Source organism: Phaeodactylibacter xiamenensis, from assembly GCF_000759025.1.
Taxonomy (GTDB): Bacteria; Bacteroidota; Bacteroidia; order Chitinophagales; family Saprospiraceae; genus Phaeodactylibacter; species Phaeodactylibacter xiamenensis.
The window spans coordinates 20,347-40,535 of record NZ_JPOS01000004.1; the positions used below are offsets into that span (position 1 = coordinate 20,347).

The 20,189-nt window shown below is 51.0% G+C and carries 20 protein-coding genes; 7 read left to right on the plus strand and 13 right to left on the minus strand.

The features are described from left to right. Nucleotides 1-2: 2 nt before the first annotated feature. Together IX84_RS01620 and ettA are read left to right on the plus strand one after the other, a co-directional pair. Nucleotides 3-1,349, plus strand: coding sequence for an ABC transporter permease (locus IX84_RS01620; RefSeq protein WP_044216012.1), 1,347 nt, complete (start codon nucleotides 3-5; stop codon nucleotides 1,347-1,349). A gap of 81 nt (nucleotides 1,350-1,430) precedes the next feature. Beyond that, nucleotides 1,431-3,110 carry an energy-dependent translational throttle protein EttA gene (gene ettA, locus IX84_RS01625; protein ID WP_044216013.1) on the plus strand — a complete coding sequence of 560 codons (1,680 nt, stop codon included), beginning with the start codon at nucleotides 1,431-1,433 and terminating at the stop codon, nucleotides 3,108-3,110. Between the two features lie 64 nt (nucleotides 3,111-3,174). Here ettA and IX84_RS01630 read toward each other — a convergent pair whose 3' ends face one another. Together IX84_RS01630 and IX84_RS01635 are read right to left on the minus strand one after the other, a co-directional pair. Beyond that, a complete protein-coding gene (locus IX84_RS01630; RefSeq protein ID WP_052515684.1) occupies nucleotides 3,175-3,753 on the minus strand; it encodes a M23 family metallopeptidase in 579 nt (192 codons plus the stop codon). Between the two features lie 62 nt (nucleotides 3,754-3,815). Further along, nucleotides 3,816-4,652, minus strand: a complete 837-nt coding sequence (locus IX84_RS01635; RefSeq protein WP_044216015.1) for a formate/nitrite transporter family protein — start codon at nucleotides 4,650-4,652, stop codon at nucleotides 3,816-3,818. Between the two features lie 114 nt (nucleotides 4,653-4,766). Here IX84_RS01635 and IX84_RS01640 point away from each other — a divergent pair, with 114 nt between their 5' ends. Further along, a complete protein-coding gene (locus IX84_RS01640; RefSeq protein WP_044216016.1) occupies nucleotides 4,767-5,336 on the plus strand; it encodes a type 1 glutamine amidotransferase domain-containing protein in 570 nt (189 codons plus the stop codon). A gap of 168 nt (nucleotides 5,337-5,504) precedes the next feature. On the opposite strand, the gene IX84_RS01645 is transcribed toward IX84_RS01640, so the two are convergent. Beyond that, nucleotides 5,505-6,266, minus strand: a complete 762-nt coding sequence (locus IX84_RS01645; protein ID WP_044216018.1) for a segregation and condensation protein A — start codon at nucleotides 6,264-6,266, stop codon at nucleotides 5,505-5,507. Then, a complete protein-coding gene (locus IX84_RS01650) occupies nucleotides 6,263-6,847 on the minus strand; it encodes a Uma2 family endonuclease (RefSeq protein ID WP_044216019.1) in 585 nt (194 codons plus the stop codon). The genes IX84_RS01645 and IX84_RS01650 overlap by 4 nt, the downstream gene beginning before the upstream one ends. 47 nt (nucleotides 6,848-6,894) lie before the next feature. Between IX84_RS01650 and IX84_RS01655 the strand changes: the two genes are divergently transcribed. The 3 genes from IX84_RS01655 to IX84_RS33880 all read left to right on the plus strand — a co-directional run bounded on the left by IX84_RS01655 (nucleotide 6,895) and on the right by IX84_RS33880 (nucleotide 8,198). Continuing rightward, entirely contained in the window at nucleotides 6,895-7,605 is a 711-nt protein-coding gene (locus tag IX84_RS01655; protein WP_044216021.1) for an SAM-dependent methyltransferase, read from the plus strand. Nucleotides 7,606-7,672: 67 nt separating this feature from the next. Continuing rightward, the gene (locus tag IX84_RS01660; protein WP_044216022.1) at nucleotides 7,673-7,879 is read left to right on the plus strand and encodes a hypothetical protein; all 207 of its coding nucleotides are present in this window, start codon (nucleotides 7,673-7,675) and stop codon (nucleotides 7,877-7,879) included. A 151-nt stretch (nucleotides 7,880-8,030) separates the two neighbouring features. Continuing rightward, on the plus strand, nucleotides 8,031-8,198 hold the full coding sequence (locus IX84_RS33880; protein WP_202965191.1) for a type II toxin-antitoxin system RelE/ParE family toxin: 168 nt from the start codon (nucleotides 8,031-8,033) through the stop codon (nucleotides 8,196-8,198). 7 nt (nucleotides 8,199-8,205) lie between these two features. Here the strand turns inward: IX84_RS33880 and IX84_RS01670 are convergent, their stop codons facing one another. Together IX84_RS01670 and IX84_RS01675 are read right to left on the minus strand one after the other, a co-directional pair. Continuing rightward, nucleotides 8,206-10,062, minus strand: a complete 1,857-nt coding sequence (locus IX84_RS01670; protein WP_044216024.1) for a mucoidy inhibitor MuiA family protein — start codon at nucleotides 10,060-10,062, stop codon at nucleotides 8,206-8,208. A 55-nt stretch (nucleotides 10,063-10,117) separates the two neighbouring features. Then, nucleotides 10,118-11,182, minus strand: coding sequence for a proline iminopeptidase-family hydrolase (locus tag IX84_RS01675; protein ID WP_044216026.1), 1,065 nt, complete (start codon nucleotides 11,180-11,182; stop codon nucleotides 10,118-10,120). A 177-nt stretch (nucleotides 11,183-11,359) separates the two neighbouring features. Here IX84_RS01675 and IX84_RS01680 point away from each other — a divergent pair, with 177 nt between their 5' ends. Further along, on the plus strand, nucleotides 11,360-11,791 hold the full coding sequence (locus IX84_RS01680) for a hypothetical protein (RefSeq protein WP_044216028.1): 432 nt from the start codon (nucleotides 11,360-11,362) through the stop codon (nucleotides 11,789-11,791). Between the two features lie 89 nt (nucleotides 11,792-11,880). On the opposite strand, the gene IX84_RS01685 is transcribed toward IX84_RS01680, so the two are convergent. The 7 genes from IX84_RS01685 to IX84_RS01715 all read right to left on the minus strand — a co-directional run bounded on the left by IX84_RS01685 (nucleotide 11,881) and on the right by IX84_RS01715 (nucleotide 20,149). Next, nucleotides 11,881-12,954 (minus strand): sterol desaturase family protein, encoded by a 1,074-nt coding sequence (locus tag IX84_RS01685; RefSeq protein ID WP_044216030.1) that lies wholly within the window; start codon nucleotides 12,952-12,954, stop codon nucleotides 11,881-11,883. Nucleotides 12,955-12,988: 34 nt separating this feature from the next. Next, entirely contained in the window at nucleotides 12,989-13,519 is a 531-nt protein-coding gene (locus tag IX84_RS01690; protein WP_238578213.1) for a hypothetical protein, read from the minus strand. A gap of 4 nt (nucleotides 13,520-13,523) precedes the next feature. Then, entirely contained in the window at nucleotides 13,524-14,849 is a 1,326-nt protein-coding gene (locus tag IX84_RS01695; RefSeq protein ID WP_044216032.1) for a sulfite oxidase, read from the minus strand. Between the two features lie 98 nt (nucleotides 14,850-14,947). After that, nucleotides 14,948-16,036, minus strand: a complete 1,089-nt coding sequence (locus IX84_RS01700; RefSeq protein WP_160213615.1) for a sulfurtransferase — start codon at nucleotides 16,034-16,036, stop codon at nucleotides 14,948-14,950. 19 nt (nucleotides 16,037-16,055) lie between these two features. After that, the gene (locus IX84_RS01705; protein WP_044216034.1) at nucleotides 16,056-17,381 is read right to left on the minus strand and encodes a porin; all 1,326 of its coding nucleotides are present in this window, start codon (nucleotides 17,379-17,381) and stop codon (nucleotides 16,056-16,058) included. A gap of 425 nt (nucleotides 17,382-17,806) precedes the next feature. Further along, nucleotides 17,807-19,444, minus strand: a complete 1,638-nt coding sequence (locus IX84_RS01710; protein WP_052515686.1) for a M1 family metallopeptidase — start codon at nucleotides 19,442-19,444, stop codon at nucleotides 17,807-17,809. A gap of 60 nt (nucleotides 19,445-19,504) precedes the next feature. Then, nucleotides 19,505-20,149, minus strand: a complete 645-nt coding sequence (locus IX84_RS01715; protein WP_044216036.1) for an MBL fold metallo-hydrolase — start codon at nucleotides 20,147-20,149, stop codon at nucleotides 19,505-19,507. Between the last annotated feature and the right edge of the window lie 40 nt (nucleotides 20,150-20,189).

Here is a 20,189-nt window from a genome sequence, read left to right on the forward strand (position 1 = left end):
GCATGAACCTCTTAAAACTGAGCTGGAAAAACCTGACTAATAAACCGCTAAATATGCTCCTCAGCCTCGTCCTCTTCGGGCTGGGCGTGGGCCTTATCTCCCTTCTACTCGTGCTGAATGACCAACTGCAGGAAAAGTTTGAAAAAAACCTGGCCGGCGTCGACCTGGTCATCGGCGCCAAAGGCAGCCCCCTGCAGCTCATCCTCAGCAGCATGTACCATATTGATGCGCCCACCGGGAATATCCCTATTAAAGCGGCGACTCCTTTCCTGCGGGAAGGGCATCCCATTATCGAAACCAGTATCCCTTTGTCATTGGGCGACAGCCATCGCGGTTTCCGGGTGGTAGGCACGGAACCGGAAATACTGGATCTGTACAATGCCCAGATAGCAGAAGGGCAAATGTGGAACAAGACCCTGGAGGTGGTTGCCGGCGCTGCTGTAGCCGATGAACTGGGGCTTAAGATCGGGGATACCTTTAAGAGCTCCCACGGCTTTGACCAAAATGAGGACCTCATTCACGAGGACGCAGAGTCGTTTATTATTGTGGGCACCCTTGCACCCACGGGTTCGGTGATTGACCAACTGTTGCTCACCCGCTTCTCCAGCCCCTGGGCAGTGCACGAGCATGGGCACGAGGATGAAGAAGGGCATAACCACGAAGAAGACGATCCCGATCATGAAGGGCACAGCCACGAAGATCATGACCACGAGGGGCACGATCATGGCGATAGCGAACACCGTCACGACCACAGTTCCGGCAACGCCGAACCCTACCCTGAAGACCTGCTGGCCTACAAAGACAAGCAAATCACCTCCATCCTGGTAAAGTTCAAGGGGCACAACATACAGGCGCTCAATATGCAGCGCGCCATCAACGAAAATACCGAGATGCAGGCCGCCACACCTGCCATTGAAATCAACCGCCTGTACGCCCTAATGGGCACTGGTACAAAAGCCTTACGCTGGCTGGCCATCGTGATCATCATTGTCTCCGGGCTGAGTATTTTCATTTCGCTATACAGTTCCCTCAAGGAGCGGCGCTACGAGCTGGCGCTGATGCGAGTGATGGGGGCTTCCCGGGGCAGGCTGCTGGCGCTGATCATACTGGAAGGGCTGCTGCTGGCAGTGCTGGGATACCTGCTGGGCATGGCGCTCAGTCATGGCGCTATGTACCTGCTGGCAGATCAGATGAAGGAAACCTACCAATACACCTTCTCCTGGACCAACTTCCTGATTGAGGAAGCCTACCTGCTGGGCGGCGCACTGCTAATCGGTTTGGTAGCCGCATTGATACCCGCTTTGCAGGTGCAGGGTATGGACATCTCGGATACGCTGGCGGATGGGTAAGCCTTGTTAAAAAGCACGCGATTTGGGTTTGCTGAACCCAACTGTTCTGCTATCTTTATCCGCTCAACTTAAAAACCGCCTATGTCTGACGAAAAAATTATTTTTTCGATGGAAGGGGTCTCCAAGACCTTCCCTCCATCCAAAAAGGTTCTAAATAATATCTGGCTGAGCTTCTTCTACGGCGCCAAAATTGGTGTGCTTGGCCTCAACGGCTCCGGTAAGTCTACCCTGCTCAAGATCATTGCAGGCAAGGATGAGAACTACGAAGGCAAAATCAGCTTTGACGGCAGCTACAAGATCGGCATGCTGGAGCAGGAACCGGAGCTCGATCCGGATAAGACGGTGCGCGAAGTGGTGGAAGAAGGCGTGCAGGATATTGTCGACCTGCTCAAAGCCTACGAAGCCATCAACCTGAAATTCTCGGAGCCCATGAGCGACGATGAGATGAATAAACTCATTGAGCAGCAGGGCGATATGATGGAACAGCTCGAACACCAAAATGCCTGGGAGCTGGATAACCGCATCGATACTGCAATGGAAGCCCTGCGCTGCCCGCCCGATGATGCGCCCGTCAGCGTGCTCTCAGGTGGAGAACGCCGCCGGGTGGCTTTGGCCCGCCTGCTACTGAGCAACCCGGATATCCTACTCCTCGATGAGCCTACCAACCACCTCGATGCTGAATCGGTGGACTGGCTGGAACAATATCTGCAAAACTTCCCCGGTACGGTCATCGCTGTGACCCACGACCGCTACTTCCTGGATAATGTGGCGGGCTGGATTCTGGAGCTCGACCGGGGTGAAGGCATTCCATGGAAAGGGAACTACTCTTCCTGGCTGGAGCAGAAAGCCAAGCGCCTGGAGCAGGAAGAAAAAGCTGAAAGCAAACGCCGCAAAACCCTGCAACGCGAACTGGACTGGATCAAAATGGCACCCAAGGCACGGCAAGCCAAAGGTAAGGCCCGTCTAAATGCTTATGAAAAACTCGCCAGTGAGAGCGGCAAAGAGCAGGAAGCTAAGCTTGAGCTCTACATTCCACCCGGACAACGCCTGGGCGATAAAGTCATTGAGCTGAAAGGCGTCACCAAAAAGTACGGCGACCGCACCATTTTCGAAAACTTAGACTTGGAAATCCCGCGCAATGCCGTAGTGGGCATTATTGGTCCTAACGGTGCTGGTAAGTCGACGCTCTTCCGGACCATCATGGGCAAGGAAGCACCGGATGCCGGCGAGGTCATTATCGGAGATACGGTGGATCTCTCCTATGTAGATCAAAGCCACGAAGATTTACAGGACGGAGACAAAACCGTTCATCAGGCCATCTCGGATGGGAATGAAATCCTGGAAATTGGCAACCACACCATGAATGCCCGGGCTTACATCAGCCGCTTCAACTTCACGGGGCAGGATCAGCAGAAAAAGCTGGGCGTGCTTTCTGGTGGAGAGCGCAACCGGGTACACCTGGCTATGACCCTCAAGGAGGGTGGAAACGTCCTCCTGTTGGATGAGCCGACCAACGATATTGATGTAAACACACTCCGGGCGCTGGAGGATGCGCTGGATAATTTTGCCGGCTGTGTCCTGGTGATTTCGCACGACCGCTGGTTTATCGATCGCCTGGCCACGCATATCCTTTCCTTTGACTACGACGAAGAGCCGGTCTTCTTTGAAGGCAATTATTCTCAATATGAGGCGAAGAAAAAAGAGGAGCAGGGCGATCAAAAGCCTAAGCGCCCCCGGTTTAAGAATGTGATCAACCGGTAGATTTATCGTTGTAAAGGTGCAAAGAAGACGCTTCGGAAAGATGACCGGAGCGTCTTTTGCTTTTTTAGGCTCCTTCGAAGAATTGAGCAGGGTCCACTTCCCCCTTGTCAGGCAGTATAATCTCGAAGTGCAGGTGCGGAGTGGTATACCGCGCATTGCCTGTATTTCCGACACTACCGATCGCCTGACCTGCATTGACTTCTTCACCGGTTTCTACCCATTGCTCATCGAGGTGGGCGTAAAACACCATCGTACTGTCCCGGAGGCGCAACCACACCTGCCTGCCGCCGTTACCCCCATCCTTGACCCGCTCAATCGTACCTTTTGCAATAGCTAATACCGGCGTGCCCCGGTCTGCCTTGATATCAATGCCTTGATGCTTACGGCCGCCACGGGCATCACCAAACCTGGAAATGATGTGGCGCGGGCTCTTATTGGCTACGGGGAAGAGGAAGGGGTGGTTGCCTGCAAGCACATTTTCAGGCTGACGGCTACTACCCTGAGCTACCTGCACTACGTACTCATGCACAGCTGTTTCAACCTGATGCTCATAACGGCTCCCGCTGCCCATGTAAATGAGTGGGCTGAAAGCCAGGAGCAACAGCAGGAAGTACACCGGTAGTTTAAAGTTTTCCCAATTCATAGACCAGCATAACTCTTTTCGAAGCTGGATTATTGCAAATAAGACGAATACCGTTCACCGCATTAATCCTGAGTCACCTGATATTTCAAGATAGAGACAAAGAACACCCCACCTATAATATTGCCAATGGTAGACCAAAATTGAGTCACAAAATAATCTGACAGGCTAATTTCATCGGAAGACAGCATACCGGCAAATACCTCTGTAGACCCCACAATACTATGGTGCAGCCCTCCCAGCCCGATTACAGCGGTTACGATAATGACTACAACGATACGGGCGATGGTTTCCTTGGATGAAGTAGCCAGCCAGGATACCAGCCCCATCAGCCAGCCCGCCAGGATGGCACTGACCAATATTAAAGGGGCAGAGTAATCAATCAAATGCTTGGCAATGTCTTCGAGGGCATCATAAGTAACTAACCCCAGCCTGGGCCCGACATACGCTATCGCTGCTCCTATGATATAACCTCCTATGAGATTGCCCAGGTAAATGATCCCCCAAATCCTGCTTAGGTCTTTGAGAGACTCCCGCCCGTTTAGAACGGGCAACACAGCTAAAGTGGTATGCTCCGTAAACAGAGCGGAGCGCCCAAGAATGACGAAGATGAAACCAATTGGGTATGCAAGGGCCAGCACAACCTGCATGACCTCCATGGACAACTGGTCATTGAACATGGTGTACAATACACCGATCACCAGCAAGCTAAATCCCAGGTCCAGCCCGGCAGTCAAAGCAGAGAGAAACAGCGCCTTGTTGCTTCGGCGGTACTCCTCCATGCTCTCCTCAATCTGTTCTTTGACGATCCGCTCCATCGACTTTGGCCGGGTCACTGTTTCCTGCGATTCCTTTTTGATTTTTTCTTTCCTTTTGTCCCTACGCAATAGTTTCCTGTTCACATTATTAGTGTTGGTGTACTACAATAGAGCGCAGAAAGCACAATTGATGTTCGAACTCAAAAATTAGCAGTAAACATAGCCCGGCACTTATCGTTGAAGAGTAAATTTTGAACCATGAACAACCGGAAACTAAACGACAACAAAGTTGCTATTCTGGCAACCGATGGATTTGAACAATCTGAATTGCAGGAGCCCATGAAAGCCTTAATTTCGGAAGGGGCAACGGTACACATCATCAGCCTTTCAGAGGGACAAATCAGAGGCTGGGAAAAAGGCAACTGGGCGATCACCCCCGTTCATGTGGATATTGCTGTGGACCGCGCCAATCCGGCAGAATACACTGGTCTGGTTTTACCCGGTGGCGTGATAAATCCGGACAAGCTCCGCCGGTACCCGCACGTTACAGACTTCATTAGAGGCTTTGCGGGGCTAAACAAACCGATTGCAGCGATCTGCCATGCACCATGGCTGCTTATTGAAGCCGAATTGGTAAACGGCCGCACGGTGACTTCCTTCGAGTCCATACGCACCGACCTGGAAAACGCCGGGGCAAACTGGGTTAATGAAGAGGTTGTGACAGACGGTCTCATCACCACCAGCCGCAATCCAGGCGATCTTGACGCATTCAGCCATAGATTTATAGAGCAATTGCTTACCGAAACGCCGAGCAGTTCTTCCGTTTAGGGACTGACTTTTTAAAAACAACCTAAATTTATCAGAAAGGGGCACTCCATGCGCATGGAGTGCCCCTTTCCTCTTTCAAGCCCAAATAGGCCTTCCTGACTCCGGGAAGGGAGCAATCCCATCAATACTGGTAATGTATCCCCAGGCCAGGTTCGCCCGCACTAATGATCACTCTTCTTCCTCCGATGCCCGGTATTCCTCCACCCAAAAGTTATTGTAGCCCAGCCCTACCGTGATTCGGATTTCCTGTAAGTTAAGCAATTCCAGCAGCGCCAGAAAGGTGACAATAGCATGAATCCGATTGCGGCAGGCGCTGAAAACCTCAGTAAAAGTGGCACGACGCCCACCCTGAATCCGGGAGAAGATGTGTTCCTGCTGCCCTTCTATGGTGTAACTAAACTGCACAATCTGATGTATCGTCTTGGGGTTGGCATACTCAAAACGCTCCACGATACGCTCAAAGGCACGAAGCAGCTTGAAAAGGGTAACGGATTCCAGCTCCGCATCTACCAGTGCTTTAGTGGCGATACTGTGCAGTTCTTTGGTGACATTGCCACGGTAGGACTGCTTGGCGCGGCGGGCTTCCATCTGCCGCATTTCCTCCAGTACGCTTTTGACGCGTTTGTATTCGATCAGGCGCTGTACGAGCTCCTCCCGGGGGTCTATTTCGTTACCTTCCTCGTCCACCGGCTTGCGGGGGATGAGCATTTTTGCTTTGATGCGGCAAAGCGTGGCGGCCACCAGGATAAATTCACTGGCGAGATCGATATTCATCTCTTCCATTTGCCGGATGTAAGCCAGGAAGTCGTCGGTGATTTTGGCGATAGGAATATCATTGATATCCAGCTCGTCCCGCTCAATGAAGAACAATAACAGATCAAAAGGGCCCTCGAACTGAGGCAATTTTATGGTATAGGAAGTATCACTCATATGTTGAATGGAATTTGGGGTTCCATTAAGTTATTTAAGCCGCCATAAATGGCCCGCATGGGAATGCGAATGCCCAGGCTATGTACAGGAACCTCCCGGTCCAGCCCTATGATCGTCTGCATACGCCAATAGTCTTTGCTTTCGCGAAAAAGCGCATCAACAATGGGTTGATCCTGATCGATGAGCAGGTATTCCCGGAAAGCAGGAAGGGTCCGGTACTTTCTAAATTTTGCGCCCCGGTCATAAGCAGAAGTCCCATCCGAAAGCACTTCCACGATCAGTACAGGATTTAAAATCGCCTGATTTTGGGATGCTAATTCACCGCAAACTACACTCACGTCAGGGTAAACAAAATGATTAACCGCATCCAGGTATACCTTTTGATCGCTGTTAAAAACCGTACAGGAATCTTGTAGGCGACTGCGTAATTCAAAGTACATATTGCCGGCAATACGATTGTGGTCGATTGACCCACCTGCCATATCCACAAGCAGACCGTTGTGATATTCCTGCTTGACCGCTGATTGCTCCTCAGCGGCCAGGTAATCAGAAACCGATAGGTATTTCTCAGGCTGCGGCATTATCGCTACTTTTGGATTTCTACAAAAGTAACAACTTTAGCGTTGCCATGCCGAACAAAGGAAAACTCTATCTCATTCCCGCCCCGCTTGGAGAAGGCGCAGTACACACACTGCCGCAGCACGTCATTGACATCCTGCACCGGTTGGATATCTTCATTGCCGAGCGTGCCAAGACCGCCCGCCGGTTTATCAAGGAGACCAACCCGGTAAAGCCCTTCAGTGAGCTGACCTTTTACGAAATTACCAAGCATACGCCCCCCGAAGACCGGCAGCGCTTCCTGGCCGATGCCGAACAGGGCAGGGACATCGGGCTGCTCTCCGAGGCTGGCTGCCCGGGCGTCGCTGACCCCGGCGCAATTGTGGTACAAACGGCACATCACCGGGGTATTGAGGTAGTGCCCCTCGTTGGGCCGTCGTCTATTTTGCTGGGGCTGATGGCCTCCGGCATGAACGGTCAGAACTTTTGCTTCCACGGCTACCTGCCGCCTAAGAAGCCGGAGCTGCAGAAGGAACTGAAGTTTTTGGAGCAGCGGGTCTTCAAGCATACCCAGACGCAGATTTTCATTGAAACGCCTTACCGGAATATGAGCCTGATTGAAATGGCCATCAACACCCTTTCCCCCGATATGCTGTTTTGCATCGCGGCGGACCTTACCTTGCCTACCGAGTATGTGCGTACGCTCACCATTGCGCAGTGGCGCAAGACAAAGGTGCCGGATTTGCACAAGCGGCCGGCCATTTTTTTGGTAGGGAAGTAGGGAACTATGACTTTTCTGATTTTGTATTATTTTAAGAGATCTTGCGAACCTGTTCAACATTAATACAATGAAAGTACTACTGGACATTGACGATGATAAAGCCATACACCTTTTAGAAGTGCTAAAGGGACTTAACTATGTGCGTACCGAGCCCCTCAGCGAAGAGAAAGCATCACTTATCAGTGAGCTGAAAGCGGCTGTTTCAGAATTGAAAGATATTAGAGCCGGGAAAAAATCTGCTAACGTCGCCCAATCTTTCATAAATGAGCTATGATGTACTTACTATTTCTGTATTTGAGCGTCAGGCAAAAAAACTAGCTAAGAAGTACCCTTCTCTGTAAACCGACTTAACCCAATTAGTTAGCCTGCTAAGTGAAAACCCCAAAACCGGTACTTTAATCGCTGAGAATTGCTATAAAATCCGTATGGCAATCAAATCTAAAGGCAAGGGCAAATCTGGTGGAGCCAGGGTCATCACTTTTGTAACAGTGCTCGATCAATCCGTATACCTCCTTGCCATTTACGACAAATCAGACAAAGCAAACATATCGGACAAAGAACTTGAGGAGTTACTGAGCTACATCGAAGATTAGCCCTCCATCAATCCACCAGCAACCGCTGCTTTTTCGGGTAGCGTACCGCGTACTTCAGCGTGCGCTCAGCGGTAGCACCTGCCGGAAGGTTGAAAGACCAGGTGACCGTCCCGGTTGCCTCATCAAGCTTACCGCCTTCATGCCCCAATTGAACCACCTTAATATCGTCATCTTTGGGTAGGGGATACTGATCTTCTACCCGCAGTGACACCGGATAGCTATTGGTATTGCGGATGGTGGTTTTCCAGCTGCGCTCTACGGTTTTATTGCTGCCCAGAAAGCTGGTACGCGATTGATCCCGCACCCGCTCGCGTTTGACGATGATGTCTTCGTCCCGCCCGACAGACAGGGACAGGGTATCCTCAAAAGCGGCCATATCCAGATAGGTATCGCCCTGATAAGTGCCTTTGAAAAACAGGTTGGCATCTCCATTGAGCAGGCTGTACTGCGACCAATCAGTGATTTCGGCAATGAGGTAAGCCTCTTTGGATAGTTTAGGGACGAGGGCATAATGGTAGTTGGCCGGCACTTCGTAAGTCGCCAGGTGCACATCGTAGGGCTGATGATCTGCCGGGATAGTATAAGGAAGTTCGATTTCGAATTCGGTGCTTGTCGCCCGTTGTTCGATAGCGATAGGGACGGGTGCAGGCTTTTCCGGTTTTGGGCGGGCTTTCTTACTCCTAACACCCGAAGCCATGCCCATAACCATCACCTCATCCAGCATCATACCCTCCGAGCTTAGGCGCACGTTAACGGTGCTTCCCCTTACCACCACCTGCTGATTAGCGTATCCGACATAGGAGACCAGCAGTGCCGACTGTCCGGCGGGTATTTCCAGCTCAAAACGCCCTTCCATATCCGTCACTGCTCCGATAGTAGTCCCTTCAACCAGAACTGACGCCCCAATCAGGGGTTCCCCGGTTTCCTGGTCCAGAACGGTCCCGCTCACCCGCTGACTGCGGCCACGGTTCGCTGCAGGCTGACGGGCAGGGGGCGCATAGTAGTTGTTGAAGGTAAGGTAATAAGGGCTTAGCCCGGGTTTCACATTGCTCACCGTAGGATTGCCAGTGGACAGGGTCAGGCGGGTATTCAGCCAGTCCTCCCCGGCATCCTGATACACTTTGGCTTTGTAGTCCAGTGTCAGCGGTTGCTCCGTACCCTCCACCCGGATATTGTAAAAGGGGTCCCAGCCAGCCTTGGGCACCACATACTGAAGCTCCACTTCTGCCGGTATGGCTTTGGGGGTGTTCACCACGACTTTGACGATGACTTCGGGATCAGCCTCTGATTTGGCGTTTAGCTCCAGGAGTTGATTGCCCAGCCGAACCATCTGCTTTTTATACACGACCGATTGCTGCCGGATACGCTGCAGGTGCCCCTCAATATCCATTAACCGGGTACGGTACAATAGGGCGGCGCGTTCCAGTTCATCCACCGCTACGCCATCATTGCCGCCCAGCGATTGGTTTGTCAGGAGCAGGTCACACTCGCGTACATAAACCTGTGACCGGTTGGATAAAGCCTGTAAGCTGTCTCTTAATGCCAGTTGCTGCTCCTGCAGGACTACAGTCAGGCTATCTGAATCCGCTTCATTCAGGTAGTTGACTTCCTGCGCAATTGAGACAACGGTGACGGACTGATCGATCTTCAGCTGCAAACTTTCTTCCTGCAATTGGAAGGGCAGTTTTTTGAACAGTAACTGCGTCTCCCCTGCCGGCAATTCAACCGTAGCGGTACGGGTAACCTGCGCGCCCTGCCGGTAGACAGTGACATGCTCAATTTTGGAACCAACGGTGAGCCCGGACTGAGCGTAGAGGTTGCTCAGCGCACAAAGCAGGATCAGGGAGAGAAAAAGCGTTTTCATAGCGGTTAAAGTTTTAGGGGATGAGTAAGCCTTTCACCCCCTAAAACTACGCTAATTATTTGGCGGCATCAACCTCATTCACGAAGTCAATCACGCCTTTGAAGTAGTTATCGGCATCATCGTACATGGCCCAGTGGGCGCCTTCCGGACAATAATGATAGGAGCCATTGGGCAACTTACCTGCCATCATTTCCATAAAATCAGGGTCCATGGTATCGTACTCCGCACCTATAGAAAGCGTCGGCACAGTGATTTTAGCGAGGTCCTCTGTCCGGTCCCATTCCTTGAGGGTGGCATCGCCCACTACGCCAAACTCGCTTGGCCCCTGCATCATGAGGTAAATACCGTAGTTGATGTTGGTCAGGGCGCGGATGACCGGGTCCGGCCATTCCGCCAGGGGCATGCGCAGTACGTGCTTGGGGTAATAATGCGTCTCTACCAGCTCCAGATAGCGCTCATCCGTGTACTGCCCGGCGGCCTCCAGCTTGCGGATTTCCGCCAAAGCATCAGCAGGCAAGCCCGGGGCCAGTTCTTCCTCCGCGTACTTCACGTAGGCGGGGATGGAAGACATCATGTTCGAAATGATAAGCCCCTTGAGATTTTCCTGGTATTTCAAGGCGTACTCAATGCCCAGAATGCCGCCCCAGCTATGCCCAAGGATGTAGAAATTGTCTTTGTTCAGCCCCAGCGCCTTGCGCACCTGCTCTACTTCCTCCACAAAGCGGGGGATGTTCCAGAGCGAGGTGTCTTCCGGCTGATCGCTGAAATGAGAGCCCAGCTGATCATAGTAATAATATTCGATGCCTTCTTTTGGGAAGTAGCTGTCAAAAACCTCAAAATATTCATGGGTAGCGCCCGGCCCGCCGTGAAGGAGGAGCACTTTTTTGGTCGGATTATTGCCCACCCGCTTGGTCCAGACCTGAAATTCGCCGGAAGGGGTATTAATGGTAATACGTTTGGCCCCGCCGCTGATTTTGTCGTCCATACCCGAATAATCCAGGTATTGCTCGTAGTCTAGGCCCGGAGTTTCGGTTGGCGCTCCTTCGGCGGATTCGTTGGATGGTGCGGGAGAACAGCCAAACAGCAGGACCAGCCCCAGCAGCAGTGTTAAGTTTTTCATTTTGTCGTTTGTTTTAATTCACAATAAATATAGGGCATAAACAGCGTTTTCAATAGTTGGTTTTGAAGCTTTGGATGAGACAGATGAAAAAAATATGGCTTCGGCAGGTATCTTTTGCTGTGTGCGGCAAATAGAGAAAGTGTATCCATTAACAATCACTCCTTCAAACCAGTTGACATGATGAATTACAGCATTTCTTACAGCCGCTTATTCACAGGGATTATTCTTACCCTGACCCTTTTCCCTATGATTTCATGCGAGAAGGCGTCTTTCGTTCCTGCTCTCGAATCCGAGCTTGCTAAGCCTCAAAACCTGGCAGAAGCAGAGCACATGCCCAGGGAAAAAGCGCATACGCAGGATTCCGCTTTCGTTTTCGATATACAGGAGAGCTACTGTACTCAGGATGGGGTCCACCTGAGTGTTCTCATCGACCGGCCGGAAAACTACAGCTTTAAATGGGCGATCGACGGCAACCACGCCGGGCACAACAGTTATACTCCGGGCTGCGTATGCGGAAACACTGCCACCGTTTTTATCACCCGTTTATCAGACGGCATGTCCCTGCGCCAAGCCATTGACCTGCCTGCATGTGGACCTGACTTCGAATAGTACACTTCGCAACCCCAACAAAAATGCCCGAAAGCAGTGTCAACCACTACTTCCGGGCATTTTATCTTTCAAGGTAGCAACCTACCGTCTTATTTGGCAGGCGTAGCCGGCAAGTCGTTTTCAGCTACGCGTTCTTCCTTGTGCACGCTACCAAAACCATGAATGTTTTGGTGGATAAAGTCTTCAGGGAATTCCTCCACTCCCGGAAAGCCCAGGCGAATATCCCGCCCATTGAACGGGATGTAAGCAGTGCCAAAGATGTAATCCCAGCACGCCAGTGAAATACCAAAGTTCACACCATACCGGTGTTCTTCAGGAAGATCATAGGAGTGGTGCCAGATATGCATTTCCGGACTATTGAAGACTTTCTTCATAAATGGCCCAAGCGCAAATGCTCCCACGGCTATACTTGCAGCCACTGTACCCAACTGAGCAGCCAGGGATGGGTCCTGCAAGAGGTTGATATCAAATCCGCCGGTAGCAATAAGCAGTCCAATCAAAGCGCCCAATACACCACCAGTCACATAACCAGGGACCGTAATATTGGAGTGGTTATAGTGGCCGATAGCCAGCGTAAAAATGTGGATGATAAAGAAATCATACAGACCAATTCCAAGCAGAGCCAGCGGGATGTACTCCAGTGACCGGTAGACCACATTTTCTACCCAGTGGTAACGCAGGTGTGCAGCAAAGCCCATCTGCTGAACCGAGTGGTGCACTTTGTGGAACTCCCACAGGAAATCACTGCGATGCAACAACCGGTGTACCCACCACTGAACGAAGTCACGGACCAGAAAGCCAACCAGTAAGATAAGCCACATGGGCGAAGCATTCAGTGGATTGGAGGCCTGTAAGTCGAAACCACCGGTAATGGCTTTGATGCCATCGTTAAACAGGTTGACCACCACGTCCGAAGCCGCATTATAGATAATGAGGGAAAACAGGAAGAAGTTGAAAAACATATAAAAGAAGTCCAACCAGAAGTCCTTCCTGAATTTTGGCTGGTCTTTGCGCCAGGGCGTTACCACCTCCAACAGGAAGAAGAAACCTGAAACAATCAGCAGCCAGTAAAAATAGTTTTGCCACCCCGGGTGGGTGATCTCATCCCACAGATAGCTTGCATAGCCCCTGTAGCCATCAACAAATATATCCCAATACTTCATGACGAATAGTTAAGTTTTTAGTTTACAGATTACATTACAATTCAAGGAGGTACCACTCGATCGCCTCCATGTCCAAGTTGGCACGGCGGCTGGATTCCTCGGGAGCATAATTGGCGGCCAGGTAATCAAGGATAGCATTTTCCTGGTCGCCCAGGTCCCAGAGTCCCTGCGTCTCCTGCATCCAGACAATCATATTCTTCCAGCCATCACGGGTAGCTTTATTCTGAGTGACCAACTTGGCAGAATGACAGGCCGTACAGGTAGCCCGAACGGTTTCCCAGCCTTCCGCAGCGATCAGCCCGGTCTCCAGGTGTATACCATCTTCCACCCGGTCCATATCAGCCGCCTTTTCAGCCATACGCTGTTGCGAGATTTCTACAGGGACTGTTTGAGGGCCGTCAAACCACCCATTCAAAGCGGGCTGAAACAGGGCAAACAGGAACAAACCGACGACCGCAAAGAAAATAGCGGACACCGTTTGGACAATAAGACCGATGGTACCCAGCCACCGCTTTCGGTAGGCTTGTTTTTGCTTTTCGGTCAAATGATCAGGTAGGTGTAACATAATATCAGATTACTTTTACAGCGATTCTATGACAAGCATTATTGAGGTAGCCTTTAGGGTTCCAGCCAGGCAGGATCATCGGCTGTGCGGTGCCCCGGCTGTCGGTAGCACGGGCCCATACCTCGTAATAGCCTTTTTCAGGAAAGCTGACTTCAGCATTGAAGTGCTGCCAGGCCAGACGGTTAGCGGCAGCCTCCAGTTTTGCAGGCTTCCAGGTGGCGCCAAAGTCAATAGAGTATTCCATTTTTTCCACACTCAGCTCACCCGCCCAGGCATGCCCGCGGATCGGCAGCTTCTGTCCTGATTTGAGGGAAGCGCCAGTCTTTGGATAAGTGATGACGGATTTGACCGGCATGCTCTCAATGATGCACATGTCTTCGTCTTTCACTTTGGTACCCGGTGCTACCGGCTTACAGGGGACCCGGTAGGAAGGGGCTTCCATCTTTGGCCCATCGTGCACTTTATTGCGTACCAAGAGCTTGGTCAGCCATTTGCCGGAAGTAGAGGCTGGCCAGCCACCTGTGACCAGGCGAAGCGGGTGCCCGTTTTGGTAAGGAATATCCTGCCCGTTCATTGCCCAGGCGATAATGGTCTCATCCTGCATCGCTTTTTCCATGGGTACACCACGGGAGATCGGCTTCTTCTCCGGATTACCGCTCACGTGGCGGTCCATACCTTCATAGCCTACATAAACGGCATCTCCCTTAAGCCCAACATCATTGAGCACATCTTTCAGGCGCACACCCGTCCAGGAGGCACAGGCTACTGCGCCTACCCCCCACTGATTACCCTTGGCGGGCGGGTTGAACTCGGAACGGCCATTGCCGCCGCACTCCAGCGTCAGTGCATAGGTGTGGTGCTGGAATTTATCTTTTAGTTCCTGGATAGTGTAGGATTTCTTTTGGCGTACAGACTCGCCCTCTATGGACAGCGTCCAGGTATTCACATTGATTTCATCCTCCTCTGGCGGAATACCGTTGTTACGGATGAAAAATTTGTCTGCCGGTGTAAGTTTATCATCCAGCAGGTGAGCCGGCGTCTCCACATTGAGCGGGCGGTCATTCAGTACAATCAGGTCCGGGTGCTTACCCGGTATTTGAAATGGGGCGTCTTCCTGTGCCAGTCCGGCAGGAATCATTCCGGCCGGGAAGTGCTTTCCGTAAACCATAGGTGCTCCCAGTGCAGCTCCGATGGCAAGCAGGGCTCCTTTACGCAGGAAACCACGCCGTGTTTCCGGGTCAGATTCACGCCCCCAGAGCAGGCGGTCCGCTTCGATAGGGTCTTTGGCATAAAGCTCGTGCAAGCCTACTTTTTTCTTGCGATTCTTCATTGTAAAACTGTATTAGTAATGCAGATTTTTTGGCTTTTGTACCTGGGAAAACCTCTGGTACAACACGTTTTGAAAGTGATATACCGGAGGTTTTAATTTTATTCCGCAGCCTTGCTGAGCTCAGCTTCAAGCTCGGCAAACCGCTTTTTGTGTTCCGCATCGTCAATATCCCGCTCAATAGCCACGCCACCTTTGTTAATATAATTGTGGCTCCACTCTATCCAGGATCCGTCGTAGTTTTTCACATCCTCAAACCCCAGTATTTCAGTGAGCACATAAGTGGTGTGAGCGGAACGCACACCAGACTGACAATACGCAATAACTTTCTTGTCAGGCGTAATGCCTGCTTTCTCAAAGTTGTATTTCAGGTCTTTTAGTGATTTGAACCTGTGGTCTCCGTTGAGGTCCACCGCATCTGACCAGTTCAGGTGTATGGAACCAGGAATACGTCCGTAAGTGAAAGCACCCTTTTTGTATGGGTAGCAAACTCCTTTGCTAACGTAAGGCACGCCCTGATACTCTTCAGGTTCGCGGGTATCCAGCAGAATATAGTTCGTATCGGCCATAGCAGCCAGTACATCTTCCATACTGGCCAGCCGGGTATAATCCGGGGCATTGCTGAAGGTGTACAGTACTGGATCAGCTTTGGTCACTTCGGTAGTCAGTTCAAAACCATCAGCTTTCCATGCAGCTTTGCCACCATTCATCACAGCCATGTTTTCATGGCCATACATATCGAGCATCCACATGAAGCGGATGGCATCTACGCTGCCTTTAGTATCATAGATAACCAGCAAGTCATCTGCACTGATACCATTGCTGCCCAGGAGCGCAGCCATTTCTTCAGGTGATGCCCGCATGCCTCCGTAATCGTAACTTCCGCCTTCGTAATCCGGGCGCCAGAAATTAACCGCGCCGGGCAGGTGCCCCTTTTCGAAGGCGTCCTTTTTGCTGATTTCGATGACTTTGAAGGCTTTTCCTTCATCGTACATCGCCTTTACATCGGCGGTTTCAACTAGGTGATTGGCTTTGACAGAAGACTTAAGCGATTCATCTACCTTCTCTTCGACCTCGGTAGTTTCTGCTTCTTTCTCAGAATTAACTTCTGACTGGCAGGAAAATACGAAAAAACTTAGGAAAAAGCCTAGCAGTAGCAGGCTCGAATGGTGTAAACGTGACAATTTCATGATAATCATTGGTTAAGGTTTAGAATATGGCGTGCAAGCCAAGGCCCAGCCAGTTGCCACGGCGGATTGCGCCGACACCACTCTGACTGAAGAATTGATTGACGCGGGCACCATCACCTGCAGCGCCGGGGTCACCATCGCGCCAGGTGTAGTGTAGCATCAGCTTAAGATTGCGGCGGTCCAGATACAGGTTTACACCGGCATCGTAGGTCTGCTCTGAACCGGAGAAGGAGCCAACTGCAGAAGCATCTGCCTGTTCTTCCGCTGTTTCGCCACCATTGAACTGCATCACCATGAATACCGGCTCCAGCATGTACTTGCCTACCGTAATGTTGTAGCCCACGCGTACGTGGCCGGTATTAGAGGTGTAGTCAAAAGCACGGGAGGCCCCATCACTGCTTGTACGGGTGCTGGATCGGGTCATAAATATCCACTCTCCATCAAGGTTGAGCGGCCCCCAGTTGAGCAGCATACCAGGGCCAAAAGCCAGGGATTCTTCGAACAAGTCCGTCTGCCCCTGATAGGAAGCGTTGAAGTCAAGGGAAACCCCTTTGCGCTTGTTGTAAAAGTTGGTTTCGTACCCAATTTTGTACTTCGTCAGTTCCGGGTCGCCGAGGTAAAGTACCGCCCGCCCTGCAATCAATGGAGCAAACTCCCGCCCCACAGTTTGCCCCAGCGGGCTTGTCGTCAAAGGGTTGAAAACACCAAGGTTGTAATTGAGCCCGACCTTCTCTCCCTGAAACAACCCGCCAATATTGAGGCCTGCAGCCCGACCAGGCCCAGTGCCTACCAGATGACGGCGTACATAATTCTGAGACATAGACTTTTCGAAGGAGTTGACCGACCAGCCGGAAGTAATGCTTTCCCGCTGCATTTGCGGACGGAACCAGCCGCCCGTCAGCCAAGCAGCCTGACTGCCCTTGGTGAGCTGATACTGGAAAAATCCATCCCATACACCAAAGTTAGGTTGGGCTGGATTAGCCCCTCCTATGCTTGAGCTGAGCAGATCACGCCCCGCCAGGTCATAAAACATAGCCAAAGAATATTTTAACCGTGGATAAGGCTGACCCCGCATGATGAGCCGGGCCCGGCGCAGGTTCGTATTCAGACGGTTATCCACACCTTCGTATTCTCCTGTTTCGGCGTTGTAAATTTCCTGATCCATAGAGTACAGCGACCAAAGCTGCACCATCATTCTTATATCAAACTTGAAATCTTCCTTCTTTTTCAACCACATTTCCTTCACAGGAATCTTCTCATCTGTAGCCGTCTTTTCCTGTGCCTGTACCGACGTAGCAGCCACAAGCACAAATGCCAATACTAACCCAAAAGTTAAGCCTTTCATTTACTGAATTTGGTTTTGGTTAATGTTTTGATTTACAAATATCTGCGCATTGCACCGAATAGTTTGTGCGTTTGCGCACACAAGGAAGCAACACGGGCAAAATATAATAGGCTTACGAGTTAGTGCAGTAGGCGGAACAGAGCATGAATTGCGATTGCATCAGATCAATACACAAGGGCTCTATTCCATGACCGGTCAGAATTTAATGCCAAACTTACAGCATTTCACCCAAACATGTTCAATACAAAAGGCAAATTTTCAATTTTTATATTAAAAAAAACACGCTTTACCAAAAAACCTACCAAACCAATATAAAAAACCGGAATAATCTACTTTAGACAGCGAAGCCCCGCCAAGTTAGACCTCGACGGGGCTTCGCCCGTTAACCCTATTTCCCTATAGGATTTACGCTTTATGCAATGTCGCTAGTCTTTAATTTGTAGCCTGACGTAATAATCCCGCTGCACTTTTAGGCCATCCGTTCGCTTAAGGTTGATTCGTTGCCATTCCGTATCTGGTTTTAGTGCGACCGGCTCTCCTTTGTGCAATAAAGTTACGGGCATATCAAATCCGGATATGGTTTGCTCCCAGCGGTAGGACAGCTTGCCTTTTTCCCATTTACACGCCAGTACAGGTATACGCGTATCGCGCAGGTACTGATCAAAAACAGGCTTCAAGTCCAGTCCTGATTTTTCAATGAGGTACTCCTCAATTTGTTTCGTGGTCACCGTTTGGTGGTAAAAGTCTTTGTTCAGCCCCCGGAGTATGCTGCGCCATTTTTCATCATCGCCCAGAAGGGTGCGAATGGTATGAAGCATATTCGCTCCCTTGTAGTACATATCCGAAGAGCCTGCATGATTGACATCGTAATCGCCGATTACAGGCCGGTCATTCATAATCGCCTTGCGGGTACCAATTACATAATCTGCACTGGCTTCGCTGCCATAATGATAATCGAGGTAGAGGTTTTCAGAGTAAGCGGTAAACCCTTCGTGTACCCACATGTCGGCAATATCTTTGTAGGTGATGTTGTTGGCAAACCATTCGTGTCCGGCTTCGTGTATGATGATAAAATCGAATTTTTTGCCCCAGCCCGTTCCGCTCAGGTCCATGCCCAGGTAGCCATTTTGGTATTTGTTGCCGTAAGTTACAGAGCTTTGGTGCTCCATGCCCAGGTAGGGGACTTCCACCAGCTTAAAGCCATCCTCATAGAAAGGGTAGGGCCCAAACCAGTGCTCGAAGGCCTCCAGCATCATCGGCACCTGCCTGAACTGTGCTTTGGCTTTGTCCAGGTTGCCGCGCAGCACATAATAATTGCAGTCCAATGCTCCTTTTTCCCCCGCGTACGTTTCTGACCAGTGTACGTAATCTCCGATATTGACGTTCACGCCGTAGTTATTGATGGGGTTGTCAACATACCAGTGGAAAGTGTGGGTCCCGTCCTCATTTTTTTCTACACTGCGGAGTTTGCCGTTAGACACCTCCACCAGCGTATCCGGCACCCGGACGCTGATCAGCATACTGTCTGGCTCATCGTACATATGGTCTTTGCAGGGCCACCACAGGCTCGCCCCTTCTCCCTGACAGGAGGTCGCTACGAAAGGATTGCCGTTTTCGTCTTCGTCCCAGCTCAGCCCGCCGTCCCATGGCGCACGGACTGCCACCCGGGGCTTTCCACCGTACTCCAGTACCAGTTCGTATACCTGCCCCGCCTTAAGGCTTTGGGGCATTTGTATGTAGTAAACATTGCCATCACGGCTGTATTCCAATAGCTGCCCATTTTGCACCGCGCCCCGAAGTGCCATTGGCGGCTGCAGGTCAACTTGCATGCGCTTGCCAGGCTCCAGCACTCTATACTGGACTGTGTTCCGCCCTTCGATAGTCCGCTTGCCCGGGTCAACTTCTATATCCAGGTGATAATACGTCAGGTCCCACCATGCACGTTCGGGCGTTACGGCCCCCCGGAGGGTATCCTGACGGTCAAACTGGGCTGCCAGGAACACAGGTAGCAGCAGAAAAAGAAAAATCAGGGCCGTAGAAGCGGAAAGTTTTAAGCAGTTCATAAATCACTAAAGTTGTTGAGGATCAGCAATAAAACGTTGCTAACAAAACAAAAATTGGGGTTACAGGAAGGGATTATGTTGCTTTTCGTACCCGATATTGGTTTCGGGCCCATGCCCGGGGTAGACGGTCACATCGTCCCCGAGTGGGAACAGCTCGTTCTGAATGCTCCGGATTAAGGTATCAAAATCGCCCCCCGGCAGGTCGGTACGGCCTATACTGCCCATGAAGAGTACATCCCCGGCAATCAGAAAACGATCGCTTTCGCAAAAGAACGAGAGGCTTGCCGGAGAGTGGCCAGGCGTGAACAACGCTTTAAGGGAAGTATTGCCAAAGGTGATTACCGCCCCTGCATCAATGAACCGGCCGGGTTCCCCTGCAAAGTTACCGGAAGGCAAAGGAAGGCCAAACATGGAAGCAGACTGAGGCGCTGCTTTCAAAACGGGCACCTCACCTTCGTGCATTTCCAGCTCCAGCCCGTAGGTGTCCATGATAAATTGGTTGCCAAAGACATGATCAATATGACAGTGGGTATTGATCAGGCGAACCGGCGTCAGCTCCTGTTTTTCGATGGTGGCTTTAAAGGCAGCCCTTTCCTCAGCTGAATAACAACCGGGGTCAAAAATGATGCATTCTCCCGTCTCATCATAGACGATGTAGGTATTTTCCTGGAAAGGGTTAAAAGTCTGTTTGAGTACTTGCGCCATTTTTCGGGGCAAGTTAAATAAAAAAGCCCGGCTGTGGCAC